General features: G+C 44.1%; 19 protein-coding genes and 3 pseudogenes. 9 read left to right on the top strand and 13 right to left on the bottom strand.

Annotated features, from left to right (window positions below; genetic code table 11):
* The first annotated feature begins 173 nt into the window (after positions 1 to 173).
* From ABTV53_RS13520 to ABTV53_RS13510, 3 genes and pseudogenes are all read left to right on the top strand, one after another.
* Positions 174 to 491 carry a winged helix-turn-helix transcriptional regulator gene (locus ABTV53_RS13520; protein ID WP_433753611.1) on the top strand — a complete coding sequence of 106 codons (318 nt, stop codon included), beginning with the start codon at positions 174 to 176 and terminating at the stop codon, positions 489 to 491.
* Between the two features lie 146 nt (positions 492 to 637).
* Entirely contained in the window at positions 638 to 1,516 is an 879-nt protein-coding gene (locus ABTV53_RS13515; protein ID WP_433753610.1) for an SDR family oxidoreductase, read from the top strand.
* Between the two features lie 35 nt (positions 1,517 to 1,551).
* Positions 1,552 to 1,842, top strand: a pseudogene (locus tag ABTV53_RS13510) (aldo/keto reductase); the annotation flags it as partial.
* 76 nt (positions 1,843 to 1,918) lie between these two features.
* Here the strand turns inward: ABTV53_RS13510 and ABTV53_RS13505 are convergent.
* Complete coding sequence (locus ABTV53_RS13505) at positions 1,919 to 2,290, bottom strand: iron chaperone (RefSeq protein ID WP_433753608.1); 372 nt, start codon at positions 2,288 to 2,290, stop codon at positions 1,919 to 1,921.
* Between the two features lie 413 nt (positions 2,291 to 2,703).
* Positions 2,704 to 3,744, bottom strand: a pseudogene (locus tag ABTV53_RS13500) (NAD(P)-dependent alcohol dehydrogenase).
* 193 nt (positions 3,745 to 3,937) lie between these two features.
* Between ABTV53_RS13500 and ABTV53_RS13495 the strand changes: the two are divergent.
* Positions 3,938 to 4,351: a MerR family transcriptional regulator gene (locus tag ABTV53_RS13495; RefSeq protein ID WP_433753606.1), complete on the top strand. Its 414-nt coding sequence runs from the start codon at positions 3,938 to 3,940 to the stop codon at positions 4,349 to 4,351.
* Positions 4,352 to 4,495: 144 nt separating this feature from the next.
* On the opposite strand, the pseudogene ABTV53_RS13490 reads toward ABTV53_RS13495, so the two are convergent.
* Positions 4,496 to 4,846: pseudogene (locus ABTV53_RS13490) on the bottom strand (TetR/AcrR family transcriptional regulator); the annotation flags it as partial.
* 315 nt (positions 4,847 to 5,161) lie between these two features.
* Positions 5,162 to 6,190, bottom strand: a complete 1,029-nt coding sequence (locus ABTV53_RS13485; protein ID WP_433753604.1) for an ABC transporter substrate-binding protein — start codon at positions 6,188 to 6,190, stop codon at positions 5,162 to 5,164.
* A 211-nt stretch (positions 6,191 to 6,401) separates the two neighbouring features.
* Here ABTV53_RS13485 and ABTV53_RS13480 point away from each other — a divergent pair, with 211 nt between their 5' ends.
* Both ABTV53_RS13480 and ABTV53_RS13475 read left to right on the top strand, forming a co-directional pair.
* Entirely contained in the window at positions 6,402 to 7,214 is an 813-nt protein-coding gene (locus tag ABTV53_RS13480; protein WP_433753602.1) for an undecaprenyl-diphosphate phosphatase, read from the top strand.
* A gap of 174 nt (positions 7,215 to 7,388) precedes the next feature.
* Positions 7,389 to 7,754 (top strand): winged helix-turn-helix transcriptional regulator, encoded by a 366-nt coding sequence (locus tag ABTV53_RS13475; protein WP_433754191.1) that lies wholly within the window; start codon positions 7,389 to 7,391, stop codon positions 7,752 to 7,754.
* Positions 7,755 to 7,853: 99 nt separating this feature from the next.
* On the opposite strand, the gene ABTV53_RS13470 is transcribed toward ABTV53_RS13475, so the two are convergent.
* Complete coding sequence (locus ABTV53_RS13470) at positions 7,854 to 8,477, bottom strand: hypothetical protein (RefSeq protein ID WP_433753601.1); 624 nt, start codon at positions 8,475 to 8,477, stop codon at positions 7,854 to 7,856.
* A gap of 224 nt (positions 8,478 to 8,701) precedes the next feature.
* Between ABTV53_RS13470 and metE the strand changes: the two genes are divergently transcribed.
* Complete coding sequence (gene metE / locus ABTV53_RS13465) at positions 8,702 to 10,996, top strand: 5-methyltetrahydropteroyltriglutamate--homocysteine S-methyltransferase (RefSeq protein WP_433753599.1); 2,295 nt, start codon at positions 8,702 to 8,704, stop codon at positions 10,994 to 10,996.
* 161 nt (positions 10,997 to 11,157) lie between these two features.
* Here the strand turns inward: metE and ABTV53_RS13460 are convergent, their stop codons facing one another.
* The 6 genes from ABTV53_RS13460 to ABTV53_RS13435 all read right to left on the bottom strand — a co-directional run bounded on the left by ABTV53_RS13460 (position 11,158) and on the right by ABTV53_RS13435 (position 16,058).
* On the bottom strand, positions 11,158 to 11,709 hold the full coding sequence (locus ABTV53_RS13460) for a TlpA family protein disulfide reductase (RefSeq protein ID WP_433753598.1): 552 nt from the start codon (positions 11,707 to 11,709) through the stop codon (positions 11,158 to 11,160).
* Positions 11,706 to 12,425, bottom strand: coding sequence for an ABC transporter ATP-binding protein (locus tag ABTV53_RS13455; protein WP_433753596.1), 720 nt, complete (start codon positions 12,423 to 12,425; stop codon positions 11,706 to 11,708). The genes ABTV53_RS13460 and ABTV53_RS13455 overlap by 4 nt, the downstream gene beginning before the upstream one ends.
* Positions 12,418 to 13,239, bottom strand: coding sequence for an ABC transporter permease (locus tag ABTV53_RS13450; protein ID WP_433754189.1), 822 nt, complete (start codon positions 13,237 to 13,239; stop codon positions 12,418 to 12,420). The genes ABTV53_RS13455 and ABTV53_RS13450 overlap by 8 nt, the downstream gene beginning before the upstream one ends.
* 22 nt (positions 13,240 to 13,261) lie before the next feature.
* The gene (locus ABTV53_RS13445; RefSeq protein WP_433753594.1) at positions 13,262 to 13,849 is read right to left on the bottom strand and encodes a nitrous oxide reductase accessory protein NosL; all 588 of its coding nucleotides are present in this window, start codon (positions 13,847 to 13,849) and stop codon (positions 13,262 to 13,264) included.
* The gene (locus ABTV53_RS13440; RefSeq protein ID WP_433753593.1) at positions 13,846 to 15,213 is read right to left on the bottom strand and encodes a right-handed parallel beta-helix repeat-containing protein; all 1,368 of its coding nucleotides are present in this window, start codon (positions 15,211 to 15,213) and stop codon (positions 13,846 to 13,848) included. Before ABTV53_RS13440 ends, ABTV53_RS13445 begins: the two co-directional genes overlap by 4 nt.
* A 248-nt stretch (positions 15,214 to 15,461) precedes the next feature.
* Positions 15,462 to 16,058 (bottom strand): TetR/AcrR family transcriptional regulator, encoded by a 597-nt coding sequence (locus tag ABTV53_RS13435; protein WP_215074963.1) that lies wholly within the window; start codon positions 16,056 to 16,058, stop codon positions 15,462 to 15,464.
* A 141-nt stretch (positions 16,059 to 16,199) separates the two neighbouring features.
* Here ABTV53_RS13435 and ABTV53_RS13430 point away from each other — a divergent pair, with 141 nt between their 5' ends.
* Positions 16,200 to 17,081, top strand: coding sequence for an ABC transporter ATP-binding protein (locus ABTV53_RS13430; RefSeq protein WP_433753591.1), 882 nt, complete (start codon positions 16,200 to 16,202; stop codon positions 17,079 to 17,081).
* A gap of 1 nt (position 17,082) precedes the next feature.
* Complete coding sequence (locus ABTV53_RS13425) at positions 17,083 to 17,880, top strand: hypothetical protein (protein ID WP_433753589.1); 798 nt, start codon at positions 17,083 to 17,085, stop codon at positions 17,878 to 17,880.
* A 197-nt stretch (positions 17,881 to 18,077) separates the two neighbouring features.
* Here the strand turns inward: ABTV53_RS13425 and bshB2 are convergent, their stop codons facing one another.
* Positions 18,078 to 18,752 carry a bacillithiol biosynthesis deacetylase BshB2 gene (gene bshB2, locus ABTV53_RS13420; protein ID WP_433753587.1) on the bottom strand — a complete coding sequence of 225 codons (675 nt, stop codon included), beginning with the start codon at positions 18,750 to 18,752 and terminating at the stop codon, positions 18,078 to 18,080.
* Between the two features lie 23 nt (positions 18,753 to 18,775).
* Complete coding sequence (locus tag ABTV53_RS13415; protein WP_433753585.1) at positions 18,776 to 19,120, bottom strand: YojF family protein; 345 nt, start codon at positions 19,118 to 19,120, stop codon at positions 18,776 to 18,778.
* Positions 19,121 to 19,222 lie beyond the last annotated feature (102 nt).

Raw genomic sequence — 19,222 nt, 5'->3', positions numbered from 1 at the left:
AATAATTTATATTAAATAAGATGTCCCTTAAGCTACACTGGGGGCATCTTTTTTTGTGTCCTTGGCATGGTTCATACCCTGAATGTGCTGTAAGCTATACACCCCTTTATAAATTCGATAAAATGAACAAAACATGAAACATGAGTTGATGCTTTTGGGAGGGATACATAAACATGAATATAGAACCTGTGGAGGACCGTTGTCCTGTTGAGTTTGCAGTCAATATGATTGGTGGGAAATGGAAGCTATTAATTATAAATCGGCTCATCCGCCATTCAACCATTCGATTCAATGAATTGCAGAAAATGCTTGACCCCATTACGCATCGCACGTTAACCAGGCAATTACGAGAACTTGAACAAGCTGGTTTGATAAACCGTGTTACCCACCCTGTAGTTCCGCCTAAAGTCGAATATTCCCTTACAGAAAAAGGACAAAGCCTGACTTCGATCTTGTTTCAGCTGGGTGATTGGGGATCGAAACATATGTAAAACGCCTTCCCATAGTATCTCAAGGGATACTTTATATCATTAATGTGCGTACTTACGCTCCTATTCTAAATCCGTTATGCTGAGGTCAATGCTGAGTGTTAACTCATCCATTCCAATGACATATTGAAAGGAAGTTATTGACCACTATGACACAGAATGATCGATTTTTAGTATATGGGGCATCAGGCTCCCAAGGCGGCGCTGTCGCTCAATTACTCGTTCAACACGGTTGTGAGGTTTGCACGATTACTCGAAATGAGGCAACAGCCAAAACACTAAAAGAACAAAACATTGAAGCTTTCATCGGGGATCTATCAGATGTGGAACAGCTCCATACGGCGCATGAAGGTGTAAGTAAAGTATTCCTGAACCTGCCGGTGGAGTTCAATCCTGATAAGATCAGACAATATACCAAAAATGCAATTGATGCTGCTATACAGGCAAACGTTAAATTAATTGTAGTTAACACGGGTACCTATGTTCCTGACCCTATCACCCATTCCAAAGGAATTGAATTGAAACGTGAAGTTATCCATGAATTGCAGCAAAGTGGTCTTCCATATATCATTGTGGAACCCATTGTATACTTGGAAAACTTCCTGATTCCCGGAATACTGAACAATGGCGTTTTGGCCTACCCGGTACCAGCAGACAAGCCGATCTCCTGGATTAGCTTAAACGATGCAGCTCAATTCCACTATTATGCCTTGACTCATTCGGAATTGGCAGGAAGCATTATCCCAGCACCCGGATTAGAAGCCCTGACAGGTGCACAATTAGCGGAACAATTCAGTGCTGTATTAGGTGAAAAGATCAGCTTCATGTCTCTACCTTTTGATCATTTTGAAGCAGCGATTCAGCCTTTGTTGGGAAGTGAGACAGCAGCAGGTCTTAAAGGATTGTACCAATGGATTGATGGGCATACAGATCTTCTTCCACGGTATGAAGAGTTGGATGATAATATCAAAGCCAATCTTAAATTAACCAAAATAAGCGATTGGATTCATCAAACAATGATTAAATAATATTTTATGAACAAGCGATTTGAATCTCCAACCAGAGAACGGAGACAGACAAAATTCGGAAATCCAAGTACAATGCGACTAGCGATGCGGATCGGCTTGTTGTTGAACGCGTTGCATCCATTGCAGAAAAATACGGTGTCCCTCGCACACACATTGCACTTGCGTGGTTACTGCAAAAAGACACTGTAGCGGCTCCAATTATTGGTGCCACCAAAATATCGCATCTGGAAGATGCGGTAGGCGCTCTTTCCGTTAAGTTGACCTCAGAAGATGTCACATTCCTTGAAGAACCTTATGTACCTCACCCTGTAGTAGGTGCTCAATAGTAGATTTTGCTCAAAAATGAAATAGACCCCCTCTTTCCACATCCCGAAGCTGGGGGTCTCCTTTATAAATTGTGATTTATTTGCGCCAAAACGTCGAACATTCTGCCTTATCTTTTATATTAAACTCAATCATTCTTTCAAGTAACGAATAATCAATCTCCTGTTTCCACTTCATTCGCACCAATTCTTTGGTGTGGTCATACCCCGCTTGAGTGATCTCTTCCGAAAAACGATTAATTCCTGCTTTCTCGGGAGCAACAGCCAAATGTTGTTTGGATACACTAAAACCAATAATGAAGGTATCATGGTCGGTAAACATCGGCTGGTTCCATGCTACTTTTGGTTTTAAATTCGGGAATTTTTCAGTGACCCAGTTCAAAACTTCTTCCGTTCGTGCCTGGTGTTCCGGATTATCGATGCGAGCTATAAATTCTGCAAAGGTCTCCATTGGTTCCCCCATATCATGAAATATACTATTTAATTTGCCCCATTCAAACTTATTCTATCATGAATATCAACATTCAAAACCCCTTATCTGCCCGATAACTCAACAAAAAATGAGCAGCCTGCTAGACTTTAAATGTTTTCTATTATCCAAGAACGCAACTGACCAGCATAGAAGGCGCGTTCATCTGGATCGGACGGAGAACCATTTGTCAGATAGAGTTGATCATTCACGTATCTAGGATAAACATGCAGATGATAATGCCACACGTCTTGATTGCCAGCAGGTTCATTATGTTGCCGTGTAGACGTACGACACTTCTGTTCGTTGCGATCATATAACAAAACAAAAAAGCAGCTGACCTTGGCGGTAGCTGCTTTCTACTATCTTCAACTATCACTTTTAAACCTTCACACTTACATTGTGCTGATATCAATAACAAAGCGATATTTCACGTCAGAAGCCAGTACACGCTTATAAGCTTCGTCAATCTGGTCAGCAGAGATGACCTCAATGTTAGGGGCAATATCATGTTCTGCACAGAAATCAAGCATTTCCTGCGTTTCACGGATACCACCGATCATTGAACCTGCGAATGAACGGCGATGACCGATAAGTGAGAATACGTTTACGGCTAAAGGCTCTGGAGGAGCACCCACGTTTACGAGTGTACCATCCAGCGTAAGCAGTGAGAAATAAGCGTTAATGTCAATATTCGCACTTACTGTGTTAATCATCAGATCAAATGTGCCTGCAAGTTTCTCGAATGTTTCCGGTTCGCTTGTGGCAAAGTAGTGATTTGCACCAAATTGCAGTCCATCTTCTTTTTTGCTCAAGGATTGGGAGAGAACCGTTACTTCGGCACCCATCGCATGCGCAATTTTGACAGCCATATGACCAAGCCCCCCCATACCTACAACGGCAACCTTCTTACCTGGGCCAGCTCCCCAGTGATGCAGAGGTTAATATGTCGTAATACCGGCACAGAGCAAAGGTGCAGCAGCATCAAGTGTAATGTTATCAGGGATGCGAACGATGAACTCCTCTACGACAACAATGTGAGTTGAATATCCACCTTGTGTAGGCTCACCGTATTTGTCGACCCCAGCATAAGTAGGAATATTTCCTTTAAGACAGTATTGCTCTTCACCTTTGCGGCAGTTATCACATTCACCACAAGAGTCAACCATACATCCGACCCCTACTCGGTCACCGACCTTGTATTTGGATACTCCGGTTCCTACATCCGTTACAATCCCGGCAATTTCGTGCCCAGGAACGAGTGGATAGTTCACAGGACCCCATTCACCGTGGGCAGTATGGATGTCTGAATGGCAGATACCTGCATATTTAATCTCGATTAATACATCATTGGTATCCAGATCACGTCGTTTAATTTCAGCATTTCTGAATTGTTGGTCTGGTCCGTCAACGGCTCTGGCTTTAGCTATAATCAATGGTATAACCTCCTCGTAATTTAAAGTTCAAAAATAATCTTACCCCCTCTAGTTAACTCTAGGTCAAATGTTGATCTTATTTTTTTATCTCCAAGGTACTTTGACATCCAGTAATCCCACATGATAGAATTCACTCGGATCTATCCTAGAGTTAACTCGAAGTCTACCCCCAGTAGAAAGGAATTCATTCTAAATGACCTATTCAATCGGTGAAGTTGCCAAAAAATTAGACCTTACGGTATATACATTGCGTTACTACGATAAGGAAGGACTCATGCCTTTTGTAGAACGATCCACTAGCGGAACACGGTTGTTCAAAGACTCCGACATCGACTTTTTAAAGATCATTCAATGTCTGAAGCTGACCGGAATGCCTATTAAAGACATTAAGGACTTTATTGAATGGTGCTCTGAAGGGGACTCCTCGCTGAAGCAAAGATACGACATGTTTACGGAGCGAAAAGCGATTGTGGAAGCACAAATGGAGGAATTAAGAAGGACCATGGAAGTTATTGAGCACAAATGCTCTTACTACGAAACTGCTTTGGAAGCGGGAACCGAAGAGATTCATAGAATCAAACCGATGGAAAATGCCATAACCAATTGATGGTTTTTACTCGCTATTTCAATAAATAGCGAAAAAAAGTAGCTTGAAGTCCGCTAACGGATTTCAAGCTACTTTTTGTGCTACGTATCTGCTCACCATATTGAATAGCCATTCAGGGATGCTCATTCTATTACATGTAGAGCTATCCGTGTCACGTGTGCCTAGCTCCACAGCCGAGTTCACGATCATACAACCCGATGGTGTATCCTCTGCTTCACTGATCATAACATTGAAAATTTTATGCAGTGCTTCCACTGCCGTCTTGGATGCCTTAATTTCTGCAAGTAATGTGGTGCTGACCTTACCGCTGTAACGATCCATTGCTTGCAAGAACAGCGAATGTTTATCATCAAACGTATCAAATATGCTTCTGCGATGAATTCTCATATGCTCAACCAGATCACTCATCGACGTCTTCTCGTAACCTTGTTCCCAGAAAATCTTCATCGCTTTATCCAATACTTCGTTCACTTCAAACTCTTTACTTCTAGCCATTCGACTTCCCTCCCAAAATCAATCTAATACATCGGGAACGATCAGTAAACAAAAGATGCAGATACCTCTTTTCCTTCTCAATCTGATCATATATCAGAGTCCTTCACAATTCAGTCGTGAATATTCTCGCATGTTTGGTTTTCCACCCAGAGAAGACATTAAACGCCTAAGAGGCATGGACCCATGAAACGACTGCCTTCTCCTCTCATGCTGCTGGCTAATACCTTTCCGTATCGCTAAAAAAGAGCATCTCCCCGTCTTCTAACGACGTTTGGAAATGCTCTATACTACTCTGCTATTTTATGCAGTCCAATTTTAGTTCTCCGAAAGCAAGCTATCCGAAATAAATTGCAGCTGACCTTCCAATGTTAACGGATCGTTGTATGAGTCTGATGTCGGGTCGAGCTGGAACACATGATTTGCCTTCACCGCAGGCAAGTTCTTCCATAATGTATTGTCATATACGATCTTGGGATCGGTTGTATCTCCCGACCACGGGCTCGTGAAGATGATATCACCCGCATACTCCGGTAATAGTTCCATGGAGATTGAAGCCCATCCAGTCCCGCTGTCAATCGCTTCTGCTTGGGCCTTGGCTGGTGCCTTGAGATCAAACTCCCCGTAAATAATTTCACCGCCTCGACCATAGTTATGACCAAATACAAATAATCCTTTGGCGTACGGATTCAGTATGGAAACGGTGCGATCGCCTACAGCTTCCTGAACCTTGGGCTTCAGTTCGTTGATCTTCGCTTCCCATTTAGCATTCCAAGCTTTAGCAGCGTCTTCTCTATTGGTGAGCTTACCCATTTCAAGCATTAGATCCTTGAAATTGCGCTTACCATATGCAATCTGTACGACAGGCGCAATCTGCTCCAACTTGTCGATGCCCTCTGTGCCAGTGTACACGATCAATAAGTCAGGTTTTAAACTGATTAGTTTCTCTGGCGTAGGCTCTTCACCCAGATCACTGGTGCCTGCTGCTGCAAGTTGATCCTTGATATATTTGTTGTTCATCGCTCCTGATAAAGCGCCGACTACCGGTGCATCCAGGGCAACAAAGTACCCCGTCGAAAATGATGTCAAATCAATAATGCGCTTAGGATTCTTGGGTACCTGTACTTCGCCTGCATCCGATTGATATGTAACAAGTTCCTCTTCGGCAGTTGCCGCTTTATCAGCGGAAGAAGCTGAATCCGAGTCAGACTTGCTTTCTGTCTCCGTAGCTGCATTCGTGCTCTTCCCGGTTGTACTTTGGGTCGTGGCAGTCTGACCACATGCACTAAGTACAATCAGCAAGATAAGTGCCGTCATGATCCATATTGATTTTATCTGTTTACGCAAAATAAACCCACCTTTTTATTGATATTGATAATCATTATCAATGATATCATGCTCTGCAGGATTTGACAAGCTATGTTTATTTCCATCTCTCTATGAACTCTAACTTGCAAGTCACCAACTTAAACAGCTATCATCAATAGAGTAGACAAGTCACTTTTATTAAAAAGAGAGATCATTGGAATGCCAATGAAACGTATTCAAGGAGGACAACATGGAAGAGATTATATTGTGGTTAAAGTATTTGTTTTTAGGTATTGTTCAAGGGGCAACGGAGCCGATTCCCGTCTCCTCAAGCGGGCATCTGATCATCGCCCAGAGGCTCATGGGCATGAAGCAGAACGGATTATCATTTGAGACTTTAACGAACACTGCATCACTTATCGCTATTATTTTTATATACCGGGAAGATATCAAAAAATTGATCATTGGTGCACTAGGTTACCTGCGTACTCGTAAGAAAGAATATAAAGCGGACTTCATGTTTTGCTTATACATAATTATTGGTACGATCCCCGCTGCTGTCATTGCGATCCTGTTCAAGGATCGGATTGAAGAAATTTTCTCGTCCGTGTATACTGTTTCCATCGCATTATTGATCACCGGGGTCGCCTTGTGGCTTATTCGTAATCTTCGTGGTCGCAAACAAGACGGTGATCTGTCTACGAAAGATGCACTGTTGGTGGGTCTGGCTCAGGCGGTCGCTCTTATTCCGGGCATTAGCCGCTCTGGGGCGACGGTAATTGCCTCCATCGCTGTCGGCATGAAACAGGAAACGGCTTTGAAGTTCTCCTTTATGCTGTACATTCCCATAAGCATTGGTGGACTCATTATGGGTGTATCAGACATTGCCAATGATCCGAATCGATCACAGCTGGCCATGCCTTATCTGATCGCCTTCATCACGACGCTCTTTGTCACCTATTTCTCCATGAGATGGTTTATGGGCATTATGGCCAAAGGCAACCTGAAATACTTTTCGTATTATTGTTTTGCGGCAGGAACATTGTTACTGATCTTCTTATAAAAAAAGTTCACACACCAAAAGGAACAACCAGCGATGGTTGTTCCTTTGTTGTATTGTTTTTTGAGTCATCGTAAATCTCCTTTACTTCAAAGTAAGGATAGTATAAACTGAGCCCAAACAAATAAATAGTACGGTCTTTTATGATAGGTACTACCCGAAAGGATAGTGTAAATGATGAGTATGGCTGAATACCACGGTAAAGTTAAACACATTCAAGATACCCCTTTTGGATATACGCTGTCCGTTATTGGTGGCAAATGGAAAATGGTGATTATGTACCTTCTGGCAGAAAACCCACCTGTCCGCTTCAATGAACTGAAAAGGCAGATTGGCACGATCACATATAAAACGCTGAGTTCACAGCTCAAAGAATTGGAAGCAGATGGTATGGTCGAACGGAAAGAGTATCCCCAAGTTCCTCCTAAAGTCGAGTACCGCCTGACAGCGAAAGCAGAAATGTTATTGCCCGTTTTGGAAGGACTATGCGAATGGGGTGTTCAACATCAAGAACCTTCGATCAATAAAAGCGCAAAGGATTGAACGCTTTTGTCTATATTTTCAGATGAAATAATTAGAGTAAATGGAGTATGTTAAATTGAATATTTCTATAAGCATTCCATTCTTAGTCTTAGCACAGTTCTATGGTTTGGCATACTGCAAAATGGCTGTAGCCGCACGAATTCGCAACTCTTCTTCTTCACTGTGTAACGCTTTTCTGAGCACCTGGAGAGCGGCTTGAATCGTGGCTTCATCTACCTCTGTTGAGAGAGAGTTGGTTGCTCCGGCTGCTATACTAACTGCAAGACCTCGATCCAGCTGTGCTTGTGATATGGGATACTCAAACTTCGCAAGGATGGCTGAATCATTTTGCAGTGCCTGTACTTTGTCATTCAGCTCAGCAAGGGGAATGCGCCCCAACCAAGTGACTCCGCGCCGGTGACAGATCAGGTCCTCTTCCGTGCCAGCGGAATCGTCGTAATAATAATCCCCGATATCCCCAACATACGTCCATTCATCATCGCTAATTAATACATAATCTCCATCCTGCATGAGGTTAACAAACATATGTAGTATCGCAAGTGTGTTCGCCAATTCCCACTCATCAAAACCATAGTGCTGGATCAACTTTTCCTTCCATAGCTCCGGGGGCGTTTGCTCCAGATCTCCTGTACCTGACCAAGCGATACCAATATAATTCTCTTCCAAAAAGGACTTTACTCTGTTAATCCCATGCACGGTCGACTGGATATGATACAGATTCATGCGTACCGCCTTCCTTTCAATCATTCGTGTGAACATAGGTAACCATTGTAACATTAGTGGTGTCTATTTCAAACGTGATGACTTCTTCAAGTTCTATACTTCATGCTAAAAAACACTTTGGATATAGCCCCAGGCTATAACTAGGTATAATTTAATGGAATTACATTATAACTCCGGATCTGTGATAAATTTTGTGTAACATAAAAGCAGAGGGGTTTTAAACGATGACAAAAAGCAGTGTATTGGGATATCCGCGTATTGGTGCTGATCGGGAATGGAAGAAAGCGTTGGAAGCGTTCTGGGCAGGTAAGCTGGAGGAATCCGAATTCCACGCACGTTTGCAGGAGATCCGTATCGATCATCTGCGCAAGCAACAAGCGAAAGGCATCGACATCATTCCGGTTAATGACTTTAGCTATTATGATCATATCCTGGATACGGCCGTGATGTTTGGCATTATTCCTAAACGTTTTGCTTATGATGGTGGCTCGGTTCCGTTGTCCGTATATTATGGCATTGCCCGGGGAACAAAAGATGCCGCAGCAAGTGAAATGACAAAATGGTTTAACACCAACTATCACTACATCGTACCTGAACTGGACGGGGCTTCCCCAACTCTGACGGAGAACAAACCACTTCTCGCTTATCGTGAAGCAAAAGAAAAACTTGGCATTGAAGGCAAACCGGTTATTGTTGGACCGTTGACCTTCCTGAAGCTCTCCAAAGGCTATGATAAATCCGAGACGGACGCTTGGCTGGACCGCTTGCTGCCACTTTACACTCAATTGCTTCAAGAACTTGCAAGCGAAGGTGTTCAGTGGGTGCAGATCGACGAACCTATTCTGGTAACCAAATTAAGCGATGAAGACGTACAGCGTCTGAATAAAATATATGAAACATTTGCAGCAGCTGTTTCAGGCTTGAATATCATGCTGCAAACGTACTTTGAATCTGTCGAAAACTACAGCGACATTGTGGCATTGCCAGTTCAAGGTGTAGGACTTGATTTTGTACACGGACTCTCTGGTAACACACAATCCATTCGGACATCCGGATTCCCTGCAGACAAAGTGCTCGGTGCAGGTATTATTGATGGACGTGGGATCTGGAAAGCTTCCCTTCAAGGAAAACTAAAATTGCTGAATGAACTGACTGAGTTCGTGACGCCTGAACGTATCATCGTGCAATCATCCTGCAGCCTGCTGCATGTGCCAGTAACCACAGACCGTGAGGCAAAACTTACATCTGAACTGAAGAATGCTCTTGCATTTGCAGATGAAAAGCTGGATGAGATTGTTCTTTTGACTACTGCCTTATCTTCACCAAATGCAGAGATTACGGCCAAAATAGACGATGCAGAGCTTGCTCTTCACGCGCTTCAGCAATCCGAAGATCGAAACCGTACCGCTGTACAGAAAGCCGTTGCTTCCATCAGTGTTCAACAGCCGGAGCGCTCCCGTCCTTTTGCAGAGCGTCATGAAGCCCAACAGGCCAAATGGCAATTGCCACTCTTCCCGACAACAACGATTGGCAGTTTCCCACAATCGGCTGAAGTCAGAAAAGCACGTCAATTGTGGCGCAAGGGTGAGTTGAACAATGAACAGTATGCTGCCTTCATCCGGGAGCAGATTGATATCTGGATCAAGATTCAGGAAGAGATCGGAATTGACGTATTGGTACATGGTGAGTTTGAGCGTACCGACATGGTTGAATTCTTTGGCGAGAAACTTGCCGGCTTTGCCTTTACACAGTTCGGCTGGGTACAATCGTATGGTTCACGTTGTGTGAAGCCACCTATTATCTTCGGTGATGTTGCATTTACGGGTGAAATGACTGTGGAAGAAACGGAATATGCTCAATCGCAGACAGAGCGCCCTGTTAAAGGTATGCTGACTGGCCCGATTACCATCATGAACTGGTCATTCGTACGCGAAGACATTGCTCGTGAGCAGATTGCCTATCAATTGGCGTATGCGTTGAGACAGGAAGTCGAGGCACTTGAACAGGCAGGCATTGGCATGATCCAGGTTGACGAGCCGGCTGTTCGTGAAGGGCTTCCGCTGAAAGAAAATGAACAAGCCGATTACCTGGCTTGGGCAGTCAAAGCGTTCCGTATCTCCACGTGCACGGTGCATGAAACGACTCAAATTCATACGCATATGTGCTATTGCGAATTCCATGACATGATTGATTCCATCGAAGCTATGGATGCGGATGTTATCTCCATTGAGACTTCTCGTAGTCACGGTGAGCTGATTCACAGCTTTGAAGAAAATACGTATGAACTCGGTATCGGTCTTGGCGTATATGATATCCATAGTCCACGTGTTCCGAGTGTGGATGAAATGAGCAGCATGATTGAACGCGCCTTGCGTGTTCTTGATCCAAAGCTGTTCTGGATTAACCCGGACTGCGGATTAAAAACCCGTGGACAGGAAGAAACGATCGCTTCCCTGCGCAATATGGTTGACGCAACCCGGATCGCCCGCACCAATTACGCTTCAGCTGCTGTATCGTAATCGGCTGCAAGCAGCATAGCTTCAAAAGTAAAGCCGGACACCCCTTTGTTAAATGGGGGTCCGGCTTTACTTTTGTGGTTACTTTTAACATACATCCATCTACTTCAATTTAGGCGATCTCTGGCGTTCCTGCCCCTTTTCTCACCATCCAACGCTTACGACTAGATACTCTCTTCCAGCCATTGCTGCAACGGTACATCTTCGGTCAGTTCACCGAGCAGTATATGACGGAACTCCCCATCCTTATCAATAACCATCGTTGCGGGTAAACCTGTAATACGATACATGCCTGATATGTTGCCCGTCACGTCAATGATGACTGGAAAATCAAATGCCTGCTTATCCATAAACTCACGGATCGTGCCCTTCGATTCCCCCACGTTAACAAACAGGGTCTCCACATCGTTCTGATAGTCTTGAGCAATCTGGTGAACGAGCGGCATCTCCCTTACACAAGGGGTACACCACGAAGCCCAAAAGTTAATCATGACCGCTTTGCCCCGATAATCAGACAGCCGGACTTGTTCGCCTGTTGAGTTAACCGCTGTGAACTCAGGGGCCTTTGCACCTGCTTGAATAGCGTTGCCTCGCCCAGACTCAGGTTCGGATACATTTTCGAAAATGGCCCATGCACCCGAGAACAATGCTACCAAACCAATCAAGATTGTAAGTGTACGTCTACTTTTAAACCTCTTCTTCTGCAATGGACTCACCTTCGCTTTAATCCAAGACTTTGATGAAATGCTGCATGGAGCGAACCATATTGATCACGAAAATCGTGGGTGGAACCCTCTCCCACACTACGTCCATGGTTCATGAATATCACCTGATCCGCAATATCATCAGCAATCTCCAGCTGATGGGTTGAGAACACGACCATGTGGCCATCCTGCTTGATATCCTTGAGCAGCTGAGCTAATTCCTGCATCCAGAATGGGTCCAATCCATTTGTTGGCTCATCCATGATGAGCAGTGGAGGTTTGGACAGTACTGCTTGAGCGAATAACACACGTTGGCGCATACCTTTGGAGAAAGTCGTAACCCGGTTTTTCTTTTGATCCTCCAACCCTACCATGGTCAATACTTCCTCTACTCTCTCCTTGGGAACTTTCCTCAGGGAAGCCCAGAACAGAAGCATTTCCTCCGCACTCAGTCCTTGATTAAATTGATAATCGTCCGGCATATATCCAATCTGCTCTGAATAACGCTTCCGTTCCTTCAACCATCGCACATTGTTCACCACAACCTCACCGGAAGTAGGCCGAAGAATTCCTGCGATCATACGCAGAACCGTGCTTTTCCCTGCGCCATTCCCACCACAGAGGGCAAGCAGTTGGCCGGAATTCATGCGAAAGGAAATATCCTCAACAATAGGGTGCTTTTTAATGGATTTGCCCAATCCCATCACTTCGAGTCCCGCCTTATCCATGAGATCGCCCCCTCTCCCAGATCGCGTATACCGCCAGAACAGAGCAGGCAATCCAGAATAGACAAATCCCGAGGAAAATCCAACTGCCACTTGGTTGCTGCACCCACTCCACCCAGCGATAATATTCCGGTCCCAGAATGGAGCCGCCTCCCAGTTTAATGACGACAAACAATCGCACCAGCTCTGCCGGATTGATGAGCGTTAGCACAATAAGCAACGGTTTCACCCACAAATAAGGCATCAGCCCCAGCACAGAGAGCAATAACGTCGGCCAACCAATGACTGCGAAAAACCATACGGTCACGGAGATGGTTAATGCCTGCCACCGATTGCGTGATAATGAACCGATGAAGAGCGCAAGCGTCAGAAATAACAACACCAGTCCAAAGGAAAATGCGAGGAAAAGAAGATATGTTATGACATCCAGTGGATTCCCAACGACTCCGCTAATGACGCCCATTAGGCCGTATCCAAATGCAACAATAGTGATTAAAACAATCGACAGCCCAACATACTTGCCAACAATAAAGGACATCGTGCCAATGGGATATGTGGACAGCAATTGCCAGCTGCCGTCTTCCTTTTCAGAGGTTAATGAGAAGGAACCGAGGAATAGCGTCATTAATGGCAAAAGGTAAAGAATAAGATTCAACATCGAACCCGTTGTGCCCGAATATCCTTGAACCAGATTCTGCGAATTCAGAAGTAACAAGCTTAAGCTAAATGTGCAAAAAAGGATCAGAAACGAATACGCCCAGGGATTGCGAAATCCCATCTTCACTTCTCGTCTTGCAATCTGTATCATATCTGACATCATTGATCACCATTTTCTATTGTCATTCCTGGTGGCCTGACTCTTCTTTCATCTCACCTTCATGATGCATCTCATTACCATCTCCTTCTTTACCATGTCCGTGCTCAGCATGCCCATGTTCACCCATCATGTCCATATTCTCTGTATTCTGTTTCCAATCATGAGAAGCAAGATCCTCAGCAGTCATAATCGTTCCTACACCTTGCTCTGCAATGAAAGCTTCAGCCGAAGGCTTGTCCTTAAAGTTAAGGATTCCATAGGCCATGGGCGTGCGTAATGAAGCATCGTATACATACGTGGCTTTGCTGTATTCAATCCATTCCTTGTCATTGTAATCACGTACATAGTCCATGCCGATGTTTTCTGTGCCATTTTCTGTTTTCCACTGGTTCATGCACCCGATGTCATCGAACTTGTAATTTTGGCCGTCTTTCGTAGTGAGCTGTGTTGCATATGCATCGTCCTTCACCTGCATTTTACAGATCGCACAGATATCCACGTCTTCATTGATCGGCAATGCCGCGTATTTTGTTCCGCAAGCGGTTAACAATACCATGCCAAACATAAGTACCATGACCAATGTCCATCTTCTGTTCAAACTTTTGTTCATTTTCGTAATACCCCCATATAGATGATTATAAAAGTTGCCATACCCAACAGGACTAGCCCGACCATCCTCACCATTTTGGAACCTGCTACCCTTTCCTCTGAAATGTTCAAAACCGCTTCCGTATCCATGCTCATTCGTGGCGACTTATCGGTAGTCCATTGTTCTCTACCTTCTGTAAACAAATCACTCAGAAAGACCATGCCCGGCGATTGAAAAAAGAGCTGATACGCTGAATTTCGACTCACCAATTGCTCATAAAAAGGATTAATGGCATAGGAAATTTCACTGATCCCATCCTGATTCAGATCGAGCCCCTGAAAGGAGTCCCAGTAATTCTCCATCAGGACATTATTCGGGCTATCCAGCGCCGAAGCTTCAATGACATTGGATACGAATTGGTTACGTGTAAACTCATTGGCTTCTGCCAGAACCAGCTGGATGCCAACAAAATTCCGAAGCACCGCATTGCCACGGATCTCATTATCCGAGGATTCAGCAATATTCATGCCGACACGATTACCTTCCACTACATTATTGAGAACAGAGGATTGCTGTACGTCATACAACAGAATGCCTTGGGAATGAACATTGGTACTCTGTTTGCGAAATGAATTCCCCGATATAACCGTATGCCTGACACCCATGATCATGGCGCCTGTCATGTTCTCTTCTCCGGTATTATCCATGACAGAAGAGCCGTCAATGTACATGCAATGGATGCCATACCTTGTATGTAACAGCCTGTTATTTTGCACGGTAGACTGGCGACTGTTCTCCAGGTAGATTCCATCCCTCATGCCGGTAATCTCATTGGCTTCAATGAAGCTATCATGGGAGTTGTACAGATCAATGCCATTGCCCTTCTGGCCACTGGAAGCAGAATCAGACCCCACCCAAGTAATGTAGTTCCGCTGAATCGTCGCCTGACTCGAATTCCGGATGATCATCCCATACCCTTGGGTTTGAATATGCAGATCCGTGATCTCAACGTTTTTCCCTTGCACCTGAATCGCTGCAGTCTGTTCATTTGTATCATGTTCAATCGTAAACTCGCGCAACTTTACCCCATCCGACTGAATGGCTATCGTAGAGATAGGTTCCACATTTACGACTGTTACTGAAGGATCACCCTGAATGGTAATGTTCTTATCAATCGTTACGGGGCCAGAATATCGGCCTGATGCAAGTTGAATAACTTCTCCGGGTGCAGAACGGTCAATTATGGGCTGAAGGGGAATCAGTTTTCTCTCGCCGGAGACGGCCATGGCTTTACCATGTGGGACAGACAATAGGACAAATATCATTCCGATTAGAAATATCCATCCCCGAAGCCTAACCACCCCAAAACTATTTTGGTTGTACACACCTTCCCTCCTTTCCACTCAGAATTAATTCTTCATGTTCCTCATCCATTGGAGCAACGCAACAAATGAAGCGTTACCACAATCCTGATCACAGTGTACTTAAAATGGTATTTATTCCATATAGCTCAATCAGGCTATAGACGCTACATTTTTGTGTCGATATTGTGATGTAAATCAAAAAAAGCCGCCATATCGGCGACTTCCCAGGCAACTGCGCTATATAAATGCCATTCAAGTAGTAAAAATAATTAATTTCTCTCTTCCCTATTACCCAGAATCCCGTAAAGAAACAGCTTGCCCAACTCTTTTCGCACATTGACGTTAAGCTTTTCTGCGAAAGATGGTTCGCTCAACATGGCCATAATTCCATTCATAAAAATCATGATGGCTTCTGCCGATACACCTCCTTTTATTTTCCCCTCGGCTTTGCCTTGTTCGATCAGCTTCATAAGCTCAGGGATGACAACGTTTCTGGCATAATCCTCAACATGCTCTCTGAATGCCGGATCTTCAAACATAAAATTTTTGATGCCCTCACTATTCAACGTCTCTTGATTGTTTACGGATACCTCATACATTTTACTCATCTTATCTTCAAAAGGAATATCGGAGTTCATTAAAAGACTGAATTCCTTCCCCGATTCATCTATTTGATGGTAAAAAATCTGCTTGGCCAATTCTTCTTTGCTTCCAAAAAAATTATATATGGATGCAGGAGACACACCAGCATGTTGCGCGATCTCTCTTACACCGATTTCTTTAAAATTGCGAGTCATCACCATATCGATTAGCGATTGCAGGATTTGCTTTTTTTTCTGTTCTCTGCGTTTTTCGAAGCCATTCATGGGAACCTACCGTCCTATCCTCCGCGAATTATGTAACAATATACCTCTATGTTATATTTTTATTGACATCTAATCAAGCCGGTAATATTATGTAACTCAGATGGAGTTCGTTACATATTTTTTTTTATGGAGGTGATATCAATGATCAAGGTCCACTCATTAACCAAGATCTATTCGAATGGTAAGGGCATTCGGGATGTGAGTTTTGACGTTGAAGAAGGAGAAGTCTTTGGATTTCTTGGGCCCAATGGTGCCGGAAAAACAACTACTCTGCGTCATCTGATGGGATTTGTGAACCCCTCCAGCGGAAAGGCTAGTATTAACGGCTTAGACTGCAGAAGGGAAGCAGCACAAATACAGAAGAATTTGGGTTATGTTCCTGGCGAGATCGCATTTTACGATAACATGACAGGCATGCATTTTCTGGAATTTATTGATGATTTAAGAGGACGCAACGACAAAACGCGCCGGAACCAATTAATCAACCGATTTGAGTTGGATTCTTGTCGGAAGATCCGCAAAATGTCCAAGGGGATGAAACAAAAAGTAGGATTGATCGCCGCTTTTATGCACGACCCTGCAGTGCTCATTCTTGATGAACCTACAAGCGGGCTGGATCCGCTGATGCAGCGAAGATTTGTGGAACTGATTATTGAGGAAAGAAACCGGGGCAAAACGATACTGATGTCTTCCCATCTCTTTGATGAAGTCGATCACACTTGTGAACGTGTAGGCATCATACGAGAGGGGGCAATCGTAACCGTGGAGAACATAAACTCGCTAAAAAAGACACTGCCGAAGAGCATTGTAGTCGCTCTGGCGCATGCGGAGGATATGAAGGTCCTTCAGAATAACGGACTTGTTTATACTGAATTGAGTCCCTTACGTGTGGAGATTAAGATTACGGATGGATATGACCAAGTGCTCAGGGTACTCTCCCAGTGCAAGGTTATTGATATGGAGTGCCCACCCCAAACGCTTGAGCAAATTTTCATGGACTTTTATGGGAAGGAGCCAAATTAATATGTCTTGGGCATTATTTAAAGCAAACATGCGGGCCAATCGGTTCATTTGGTTTCTTGTTGTAGCCCTTTATTCTTTTTATTCCATTATGCTCATCGGTATGTTCGATCCGGATAGCGTCGATGCATTAAAAGAAATGTTGAACATGCTTCCTCCTGAACTCATTAATGCCATGGGAATGAACGTTGGAACCACCTTGGTACCCTTTCTTTCCGGAACACTTTACAGTCTTCTTCTCTACTTGTTCCCCATGATTGTTTCCATCATTACGAACCACCGAATAATGGCCGCTCATGTTGATAAAGGAAGTATGTCCTATCTGCTTTCAACGTCGAACTCAAGAAAACGGATTGCTGTTACCCAAGCGATTTACAGTCTGATCTCAATAACAGCGATCTTTTGCTGGATTACGGTATTAACTCTTGTTGCATCATCTGTCATGTTTCCGGGGCTTATGGATATTAATAATTTCATTTGGCTTAATATTTACGCCCTACTGATGTATTACGCCATCAATGGCATCTGTTTTTTCGCATCTTGTTTGGCAAATGAAAGCAAGTATAGCCTTGGTCTCGGGGCCGGCATTCCTGTAGCGTTTGTATTGCTGCAAATGTTGGGCGATTCAGGAGAAACGTTGAGCTGGATTGGCAATATGTCATTGTACTCCTTGTTCGATCCGGTGCGATTGTTCGCGGGTGATAGCTTTGCGTATGTGGGAATGGCTGTGTTCGCAGGACTCGCAGTACTTCTGTATGGTGCAGGAATCGTTATTTTTGAAAAAAAAGATTTGCCCATTTAATCGTGGTATAGTTTGATCTATTCCCGTAAAAGGCCGCAATGATGAACAAACGCAAATGGGACGAAACAGGGTATACCTCTGCTTCGTCCCATTTGAACGTGTTATTACTCAACCGATATGTTTTTTTAATGGCTTTTGAGACAGCCACTTTTTTAGTGTCTACTTAAAACTACATCGGGAACTTCCGAATAATTATGTTATTCAAATGGATAGGTCCAAAATGTTTCTTTACCAAAACGACGCTTGATTTCTTCATCATTCAGCTCACGATTTCCGACAAGCTCCGCTGCCTGGAATTGTGAACGATGGGCACGAATGGACGCCATTTTTCTGTCCAGAAATTCGGATACATCAACGAATACATCCGGTTTGCCAATGTACTGTTCCTGATTATTAGCGAATGCCACACAGTGAACCAGTGGACGCTCAGCTACAGGTAGTTGAGCAATGGTACGAATAACAGCGGCTCCTGTCGCATCATGATCGGGATGAACACTGTATCCTGGATAGAACGTAATGACCAGCGAAGGGTCTAACTCTTTAAGTAGCGCCATGATGGTGTCTTCCAGTAACTGCGGATCTTCGAACTCCAGCATTTTATCATGAAAACCCAGCATCCTAAGGTCCTGTATACCAATCGCTTCGGAAGCTTCGATGAGTTCCTGTTTACGGATGGCAGGCAACGTCACTCGGTTGGCAAATGGGGGAATCCCCATGTTGCGCCCCATCTCGCCAAGTGTTAGACAAGCATAGGTTACATGTGCACCGCCATCTATGTATTTGGCTAACGTTCCCGATACAGAGAAAGCTTCATCATCTGGATGTGGATACACCACCAAGATTCGCTCATGCTCATTGTGTGTAGTATTCATGGTTATTCAATCCTCCGCTTTCATCAGAACATCTCTCGACTTAATTGTAACGCCACAACTAGTTTACCTTGACTGTCATGACCAGCTAGAATCAGTCTTTCTGCTTCCTGCTCATCAATGTGTGTCAGCCCTTCGGCATAGAGCCAACCTTGAGTCGTCTTCAGACCAACCCGGTAAGGACCTGTACCTGAGATGGAGCCCTGCGTATATCGAATGGCCGCATTGGTAATGAATGCCGATGCTGGATGTCTTGTACTGTCCATGTGCTGTGCGTAAGCACCTGATGTGAGTTCGAGATGTACGTATAAGTCCTGATCAGCAAGTTGATTAATCCGAAGTTGAATGTCTTGAGGTTTGATCGGTTGCATGGCGGCCTCCTTGTCTAATGTAATTGTACGAATTTCATTTTAACATAACCACGAGAGAATATACATGGAGTGACCCTGTCGCCTCTTATAGACCGTTCTCAT

It is taken from the genome of Paenibacillus amylolyticus, assembly GCF_050990605.1.
Classification (GTDB): Bacteria; Bacillota; Bacilli; order Paenibacillales; family Paenibacillaceae; genus Paenibacillus; species Paenibacillus amylolyticus_H.
This window is presented reverse-complemented; position numbering and strand designations above follow the sequence as displayed.

Bases quoted from the DNA above. Each gene is read 5' to 3' on its own strand.
- ABTV53_RS13520 (WP_433753611.1), top strand. From the start codon at position 174: ATGAATATAGAACCTGTGGAGGACCGTTGTCCTGTTGAGTTTGCAGTC.
- ABTV53_RS13515 (WP_433753610.1), top strand. From the start codon at position 638: ATGACACAGAATGATCGATTTTTAGTATATGGGGCATCAGGCTCCCAA.
- ABTV53_RS13505 (WP_433753608.1), bottom strand. From the start codon at position 2,290: ATGGAGACCTTTGCAGAATTTATAGCTCGCATCGATAATCCGGAACAC.
- ABTV53_RS13495 (WP_433753606.1), top strand. From the start codon at position 3,938: ATGACCTATTCAATCGGTGAAGTTGCCAAAAAATTAGACCTTACGGTA.
- ABTV53_RS13480 (WP_433753602.1), top strand. From the start codon at position 6,402: ATGGAAGAGATTATATTGTGGTTAAAGTATTTGTTTTTAGGTATTGTT.
- ABTV53_RS13475 (WP_433754191.1), top strand. From the start codon at position 7,389: ATGAGTATGGCTGAATACCACGGTAAAGTTAAACACATTCAAGATACC.
- ABTV53_RS13470 (WP_433753601.1), bottom strand. From the start codon at position 8,477: ATGAATCTGTATCATATCCAGTCGACCGTGCATGGGATTAACAGAGTA.
- metE (WP_433753599.1), top strand. From the start codon at position 8,702: ATGACAAAAAGCAGTGTATTGGGATATCCGCGTATTGGTGCTGATCGG.
- ABTV53_RS13455 (WP_433753596.1), bottom strand. From the start codon at position 12,425: ATGGATAAGGCGGGACTCGAAGTGATGGGATTGGGCAAATCCATTAAA.
- ABTV53_RS13450 (WP_433754189.1), bottom strand. From the start codon at position 13,239: ATGTCAGATATGATACAGATTGCAAGACGAGAAGTGAAGATGGGATTT.
- ABTV53_RS13445 (WP_433753594.1), bottom strand. From the start codon at position 13,849: ATGAACAAAAGTTTGAACAGAAGATGGACATTGGTCATGGTACTTATG.
- ABTV53_RS13435 (WP_215074963.1), bottom strand. From the start codon at position 16,058: ATGAATGGCTTCGAAAAACGCAGAGAACAGAAAAAAAAGCAAATCCTG.
- ABTV53_RS13430 (WP_433753591.1), top strand. From the start codon at position 16,200: ATGATCAAGGTCCACTCATTAACCAAGATCTATTCGAATGGTAAGGGC.
- ABTV53_RS13425 (WP_433753589.1), top strand. From the start codon at position 17,083: ATGTCTTGGGCATTATTTAAAGCAAACATGCGGGCCAATCGGTTCATT.
- bshB2 (WP_433753587.1), bottom strand. From the start codon at position 18,752: ATGAATACTACACACAATGAGCATGAGCGAATCTTGGTGGTGTATCCA.
- ABTV53_RS13415 (WP_433753585.1), bottom strand. From the start codon at position 19,120: ATGCAACCGATCAAACCTCAAGACATTCAACTTCGGATTAATCAACTT.